Source organism: Collimonas sp., from assembly GCF_039923675.1.
In the GTDB taxonomy this organism is placed as follows: domain Bacteria; phylum Pseudomonadota; class Gammaproteobacteria; order Burkholderiales; family Burkholderiaceae_D; genus Collimonas.
Window position 1 is genome coordinate 151,469 of sequence record NZ_JBDTCG010000097.1, and the last position, 6,238, is coordinate 157,706.

General features: G+C 56.3%; 7 protein-coding genes. 3 read left to right on the top strand and 4 right to left on the bottom strand.

Going from position 1 to position 6,238, the window contains the following annotated elements; all coding sequences use genetic code 11:
- Positions 1–7: 7 nt before the first annotated feature.
- Positions 8–1,318, bottom strand: a complete 1,311-nt coding sequence (locus tag ABI171_RS22225) for an FAD-dependent oxidoreductase (protein ID WP_348094737.1) — start codon at positions 1,316–1,318, stop codon at positions 8–10.
- Between the two features lie 357 nt (positions 1,319–1,675).
- Between ABI171_RS22225 and ABI171_RS22230 the strand changes: the two genes are divergently transcribed.
- Positions 1,676–2,530, top strand: coding sequence for a ferritin-like domain-containing protein (locus ABI171_RS22230; RefSeq protein ID WP_348094738.1), 855 nt, complete (start codon positions 1,676–1,678; stop codon positions 2,528–2,530).
- An 88-nt stretch (positions 2,531–2,618) separates the two neighbouring features.
- The gene (gene rfaE2, locus ABI171_RS22235) at positions 2,619–3,098 is read left to right on the top strand and encodes a D-glycero-beta-D-manno-heptose 1-phosphate adenylyltransferase (RefSeq protein WP_348094739.1); all 480 of its coding nucleotides are present in this window, start codon (positions 2,619–2,621) and stop codon (positions 3,096–3,098) included.
- A 69-nt stretch (positions 3,099–3,167) separates the two neighbouring features.
- Here the strand turns inward: rfaE2 and ABI171_RS22240 are convergent, their stop codons facing one another.
- The 3 genes from ABI171_RS22240 to ABI171_RS22250 all read right to left on the bottom strand — a co-directional run bounded on the left by ABI171_RS22240 (position 3,168) and on the right by ABI171_RS22250 (position 5,066).
- Complete coding sequence (locus tag ABI171_RS22240) at positions 3,168–3,644, bottom strand: copper chaperone PCu(A)C (protein ID WP_348094740.1); 477 nt, start codon at positions 3,642–3,644, stop codon at positions 3,168–3,170.
- Positions 3,645–3,756: 112 nt separating this feature from the next.
- Positions 3,757–4,239 (bottom strand): tRNA (uridine(34)/cytosine(34)/5-carboxymethylaminomethyluridine(34)-2'-O)-methyltransferase TrmL, encoded by a 483-nt coding sequence (gene trmL / locus ABI171_RS22245; RefSeq protein WP_348094741.1) that lies wholly within the window; start codon positions 4,237–4,239, stop codon positions 3,757–3,759.
- 44 nt (positions 4,240–4,283) lie between these two features.
- Complete coding sequence (locus ABI171_RS22250) at positions 4,284–5,066, bottom strand: ComF family protein (protein WP_348094742.1); 783 nt, start codon at positions 5,064–5,066, stop codon at positions 4,284–4,286.
- 98 nt (positions 5,067–5,164) lie between these two features.
- On the opposite strand from ABI171_RS22250, the gene ABI171_RS22255 reads away from it, so the two are divergent.
- On the top strand, positions 5,165–6,109 hold the full coding sequence (locus tag ABI171_RS22255) for a methyltransferase domain-containing protein (RefSeq protein WP_348094743.1): 945 nt from the start codon (positions 5,165–5,167) through the stop codon (positions 6,107–6,109).
- Positions 6,110–6,238: the final 129 nt, after the last annotated feature.

Sequence of the window (6,238 nt, forward strand, 5' to 3'; positions counted from 1 at the left end):
CTTGGGGTCAGGCAGCCATGCTGCTGAAATCCGACGTCGCCGCCATCGGCGCCAGATGAATCGCGCGCGCCACTTCCTGGCCGGATTTCAAGCCGTCTTCATGGAAACCGTAACCCAGCCAGGCGCCGGCAAACCAGGTGTTGCGCTGTCCCTGGATACGGCTGAAATGCGCTTGCGCTTCGACCGCGCGCGCGTCGAATACCGGATGCGAATACGCAAAACTCTCGATCACGCTGCCGGCTGCCGGCGCTTCGATCGGATTCAGCGACACAATCAGTGGCGTCTTGAACGGCAATGGCTGTAGCTGGTTGAGCAGATAGTGCACGCAGACCTTTTGCTCGCTGCCGCCACTGCTCTGATAATTCCAGGCCGACCAGGCCTTGCGGTTTTGCGGTAGCAGGCTGGCGTCGGTATGCAGCACAGCCTGGTTGGTCTGGTACTTGATCGCTGCCAGATACTTGCTTTCCTGCGCCGTCGCATCTGTCAACATGGCCAGGCTTTGATCGCTATGGCCGGCCATCACCACATGGTCGAACAGGTGGCTGCCGTTGCCCGTGTCTATCTTGATTTTGGTGTTGTCGCCGTGCGGCAAACGGGTGACGCCGGTGACCGGAGTTTGCAAATGCTTGTAGGGGATCGCGGCCAGCATTTTCTCCACATACTGGCGCGCGCCGCCTGGCACAGTCTGCCATTGCGGCCGGTTGCGGACTTGCAGCAAGCCGTGGTTATGGCAAAAGCGGATAAAGCTGGATACCGGGAACGCCAGCATTTTCTCGGTCGGGCAGGACCAGATGCAACCAGCCATGGGCAGTAGATACCAGTCGCGGAATGCATCGCCATAGCGGTATTTTTCCAAAAAGTAGCCCAGCGAGATCTGGCTGGCGCCGCCGTCGAGGGCCATCGCCGTAGCTTGCCGGTTGAAACGCAAAATGTCGCGCAACATGCGCAGATAACGTAGGTTCAGCACATTGCGGCGTTGGGCAAATACGCTATCGAGGTCGGCGCCGGCCCATTCCAGCATGCGGCTGCCGGAACCGGCGGCAATCGGCATCTTTACCGAAAACGACATATCGGTTGCCACTGTGGCAATGTCGAGTTCCTTGAACAGCTTGACTAGTGCTGGATAAGTGCGATGATTGAAGACGAGGAAGCCGGTGTCGACACCGCAAGTCTGGCCCTCCAGCGTGACGTCAACCGTATTGGTATGGCCGCCGAAATAGCTGTTGGCCTCGTACAGCGTTACCTGTTGCCCGGATGTGGCGAGCCGGTATGCGCAAGAGAGGCCGGCGATACCCGAGCCGATAACCGCAATTTTCATCTGGTTGCCTTCTGCAGAAAAGATCAAACAATGGTCAATGGTCTGTCCCCTGAATCCGGGGCTTGCAAAGAGATACGCAGAAAAGAGACAACCGGATTCAAAAATGGCGGGTAGGTTGGATTTTTATTGCTATGGTGGGGTCGCGGCTGAATCCGTTTTTTCCCTGCTGCCGTATGAATCAGGCGGGGATTGGACGAATAGTCGATTCCCGACCGATTAATGGCTCTAAACGAACAATTGACTTTGTTGTGATTTGCACCAAATTTCAGTAAAAAATGCGGCTTGATGGGTTTATAAACGGTCTTGTAACAAATTCTTGGTAAAATCGAGCAGTTAACTCACTTGCTTAAGGTATGTATGCTGTATCCAGAACTGTTTAAATCGCTTGAACAAGTCCGCTGGAACATGGAGACCGATATTCCATGGGACAAATTTGATGCCAGCCAATTGTCCGACGAACAAGCGCAGACTATTCGTATGAATGCGATTACGGAATGGTCGGCGCTGCCTGCAACCGAGATGTTTTTGCGCGATAACCACGGCGACAGCGATTTTTGCGCTTTCATGTCGGTCTGGTTTTTCGAAGAGCAAAAGCATTCGCTGGTCTTGATGGAATACCTGCGCCGCTTCCGGCCTGAGCTGGTTCCTACCGAAGCCGAGCTGGACAATGTGCGTTTCGAATTCGACCCGGCGCCTGCGATGGAAACCCTGATGATGCATTTCTGCGGCGAGATTCGCCTCAACCACTGGTATCGTTGCGCCTCCGACTGGCATACCGAACCGGTGATCAAGCAGATTTACAAAATCATCAGCCAGGATGAAGCCCGCCACGGCGGCGCTTACCTGCGCTATATGAAGAAGGCCTTGTCGGAAGTCGGCGACAGCGCTTCGGCGGCATTTGCCAAGATCGGCGTCCTGATGGCGTCGGCGCGCCGCACCGAAAAGCCGCTGCATCCAACCAACCTGCACGTCAACCAGTCGCTGTTCCCTAACGATACGGTGCAAAGCCGCCTGCCGGATCCGGAATGGCTGGAGCGCTGGCTGGACGACCAGATCAAGTTCGACGGCGTCTGGGAAAAGAAAGTGGTCGACCGCATCCTGCACAATATGTCTTTGCTGTTTGAACGTACTTTCGACACCGTGCAAGAACTGAACCGCTATCGCAAGGAAGTCGTCGCGCGCTTGGCATTGAAATCGGCCGAAGCAGTCTGATAGTGGCAAGCGGCGCTTGCGCCGCCGGCTGCGATAACTGTACCTGTTGCCATCAAGCCGCTTTGTTGCGGCTTTTTTTATATTGCCCATGCCTACATTTGAAAACAAGCTTTGTACCCGCGCCGCACTGAAAGTCCGCGTCGCCGCCTTGCCGCAACCAGTGGTGCTGACCAATGGCGTCTTCGATATCTTGCATCGCGGCCATGTCACTTATCTGGCGCAAGCGCGCGATCAGGGCGCATCGCTGGTAGTGGCTGTGAATACCGACGCCTCGGTCAAGCGGCTAGGCAAGGGCGACGACCGGCCGATCAATACCTGTGCCGACCGCATGGCGGTGTTGGCAGCGCTGGAAGCCGTCAGCCTGGTGGTCGAGTTTGATGAAGATACGGCGCTGGAAGTCGTGCAGGAAGCGCAGCCCGGCGTGTATGTCAAAGGCGGCGATTATCAAATGGATGCGATTCCTGAAGGTCAAGCGGTGCTGGCCTATGGCGGCCAGGTGGTCGCGATCGCCTTTGCGCATGACCGCTCGACCAGCAAATTGCTGGACAAGGTGCGGCAGGGTTCCTGATCCTTATAGATGGCAGACGTAGAAAAAGCGCGAATTTCGCGCTTTTTCTATTTTTGGGGCCGCCGGTAGTCAGTGCTGATGCGCCGGTTCGGCCGCTTTGCCGCTGATGTCGGTGACTTGTACCGAGACATCGATCTTGCCGGCTTTCTGGAAGGTCAGCGTCAGCGGAAACTTGTCGCCTGCCTTCAATTGCTGAGTCAGGCCGATCAGCATGATGTGATAACCATTGCCGGGTTTCATGTCGACAGTGGCCGCCGGCGCCAGTGCAATTTCGCCCACTTCACGCATTTTCATGACATCGCCGTCCATCGCCATGCTGTGGATCTCTGTGCTTTTAGCGGCTGGCGAGCTGACGCCGATCAGTTTGTCGCCTTCCTTGCCGGTATTTTCGATGCGGAGAAAAGCGCCGCCACTAGGTTGTCCGGGAACTGTTGCGCGGGCGTAAGGATGGCTGATGTGTATTGCGCCAAGCGTGTACTCGTGGGCGTGGGCGGAGACACTGAATGCCAGCGCGCAGAAGAACAGGGAAACCGAACGTAAAGACATGCTGATCCTTTAATAAGATTAGGCAAATGCGGATGTGTTTGCAGCGCTAGCTGCCGGACTTACGATTATAGCAATGCTGCCTGAATTATTACTTTATCTAAAGAAATGTTTATCAAGCGCCGCCGCTAAAGCCATTCTGACGCCAGGCCTCATACACGACGACGGCCACCGTATTGGAAAGATTCAGGCTACGGTTGTCCGGCCGCATCGGCAAGCGGATCCGTTGCGACGGTGCAAATGATTCACGCAATGCCGGATCGAGACCGCGGGTTTCGGAGCCGAACACGAATACGTCGCCCGGCTGGAAGGTCAGATTGGCGAACGGCGTCGAGCCGTGGGTGGTCATGGCGAACATGCGGCTCGGCGCGTAATTACCCGCTTCTCGCATATCGGCGACGAAAGCATCCCAATTGGCATGCACTTTCATGCTGGCGTAATCGTGATAGTCCAGCCCGGCGCGACGCATCTTGGCGTCGTCCAACGGAAAGCCGAGCGGTTCGATCAAGTGCAACTGCGCGCCGGTATTGGCGCACAGGCGGATGATGTTGCCGGTATTCGGCGGAATTTCCGGTTCAACCAGTACGACATGGAACAATCTGACTCTCCTTCTATATATAGAGTAATGGTGACGCAAGCTTGTTACGGGGTTCTTGCGAACACTAAATTGGTAATGCGGCGCGCGCCGTGGCGGCGCAACGTCTTTGCCAGCGCATGCAGGGTTTCACCGGTAGTCATCACATCGTCGACTATGCCTATGTGGCGACCGCGTATTGTCGCTGATGCCGCTGGCGGCACGGCAAAGGCCTGACGCAAATTGCGGCGGCGCTGTTCCAGATCCAATCCCATCGATTGTGGCAAAGTATCGCGTTGCCTCAGCAGCAAATCGCGGCGCAAGGGAATGCCGGTCCAGCGCGCCAGGGGTTTGGCTATTTCCTGCGCTTGGTTGAAACCGCGATGTTGCAAGCGTTGTGCGCTTAGCGGGACCGCTGTCAGTATATCCGGCAGGTCTGTCGGCGACGACGCCTGATCTCCAACTGCCGCCGCCTGCCGTAGCATCGCATCGCGCAGCATCTTTGCAAATACCGGCGCCAGGGCCAGCTGGCCACCGAATTTCAGCGCCAGGATCAACTGGTCGACCGGCGCGGCATAATCGCATACTACGATCGTGGTGTCGAACGCTCTAGACTGCTTCAGGCAATTACCGCAACGGATCGGGGCGACGCCACCGGGCTGGAGCAACGGATTCGCACATTGCATGCAGCGATGAGGATGTGCAGAAAAATACTGTTTGCTGCAGCCATCGCAGATCACCCGTTTGCCGCTCTGGCCGCACAGCGCGCAGCAAGATGGCATGCCTGACAAGATACGGGCCAGTTGCTGTTGCGGCCATAGTCTTAGCTGGGGGGATAGCAATGGAGACATCTTGTTCCGGAGTTTGATGGCAGTACGCTCAGCCTACAGGCAATCAAGCGTGTAAACTACTGGCGATTATCGCATTTCATCTCACTTGCCGGATTCTGATGTCTACCTCACTCCCTCCTTCTGAAGCCAGCCAAAGCGCCCCTATCGACTTGCGCCGGGTGCGCCAACTGTTTGCCCAGCCCGCGCTGGTGCGCGAATCCGAGTTCATGCGGCGGGAAATATCGAGTCGCATGCACGAACGTCTTGCCTTGGTGAAACTGACGCCGCAACGGGTATTGGATGCCGGCTGCGGTGCCGGTCCTGATATATATACATTGCAGCAACGCTTTGCCGATGCCGCGATTATCGGGCTGGATGCTTCGGTCGCCATGTTGTCATTGGCAAAAGAGCAACGTCGGGGTGCGCAACTATCAGTCAATCGCTTGTTAAAGAAGTGGCTGCCATTTACCGGCAATGGTGGCGAGTTGTCTTCCGCCCTGTTGTGTGGCGATTTCGCCCGGTTGCCGCTGGCGCCGAACACGGTGGATCTGGTCTGGTCGAACCTGGCGCTGCACTGGCATCCGCAGCCGGATCGCGTTTTCGCCGAATGGCGTCGCATATTGCGGGTGGATGGCTTGCTGATGTTCTCTTGTTTTGGACCGGACACCTTTAAAGAGCTGCGCAACGCATTTGCCGGCATCGATGACGGCGCGCATGTATTGCCGTTCGTGGATATGCACGACTTTGGCGACATGCTGGTCAATGCCGGGTTCTCTACGCCGGTGATGGACATGGAAACTATTACTGTTACTTACGATACGGTAGAGAGGTTGCTGGCCGATGTCAGGGCCTGGGGCGGTAATCCCCTGGCGACGCGGGGCCGCGGCCTGTTAAGTAGAGAGGCGGGCATCCGCCTGAAAGCGGCGCTGGAAGCACGCCGCAGGCCGGACGGAAAACTGCCGCTGACTTTCGAGATCATCTATGGCCACGCTTTCAGGCCAGTGCCCAAAACAAGCAGTAGCGGTGAGTCGATCGTGCAATGGAATCTGGGCAAAAACAGGTAAATGAAAATATTTTAAAGAAAATGCATAAAAGTACTTGCGGGGAATAAGGGGGATTGCTATAGTTCGCCTCCCGTTGAGAAAGACGCGAAACAAACGAAGGAGCCGGGTAGTAAATCTGGGTGTTTTGGT

Excerpts from the sequence above, each read along its gene's own strand:
- ABI171_RS22230 (WP_348094738.1), top strand. The coding sequence starts at position 1,676 with ATGCTGTATCCAGAACTGTTTAAATCGCTTGAACAAGTCCGCTGGAAC.
- rfaE2 (WP_348094739.1), top strand. The coding sequence starts at position 2,619 with ATGCCTACATTTGAAAACAAGCTTTGTACCCGCGCCGCACTGAAAGTC.
- ABI171_RS22250 (WP_348094742.1), bottom strand. The coding sequence starts at position 5,066 with ATGTCTCCATTGCTATCCCCCCAGCTAAGACTATGGCCGCAACAGCAA.
- ABI171_RS22240 (WP_348094740.1), bottom strand. The coding sequence starts at position 3,644 with ATGTCTTTACGTTCGGTTTCCCTGTTCTTCTGCGCGCTGGCATTCAGT.
- ABI171_RS22255 (WP_348094743.1), top strand. The coding sequence starts at position 5,165 with ATGTCTACCTCACTCCCTCCTTCTGAAGCCAGCCAAAGCGCCCCTATC.
- ABI171_RS22225 (WP_348094737.1), bottom strand. The coding sequence starts at position 1,318 with ATGAAAATTGCGGTTATCGGCTCGGGTATCGCCGGCCTCTCTTGCGCA.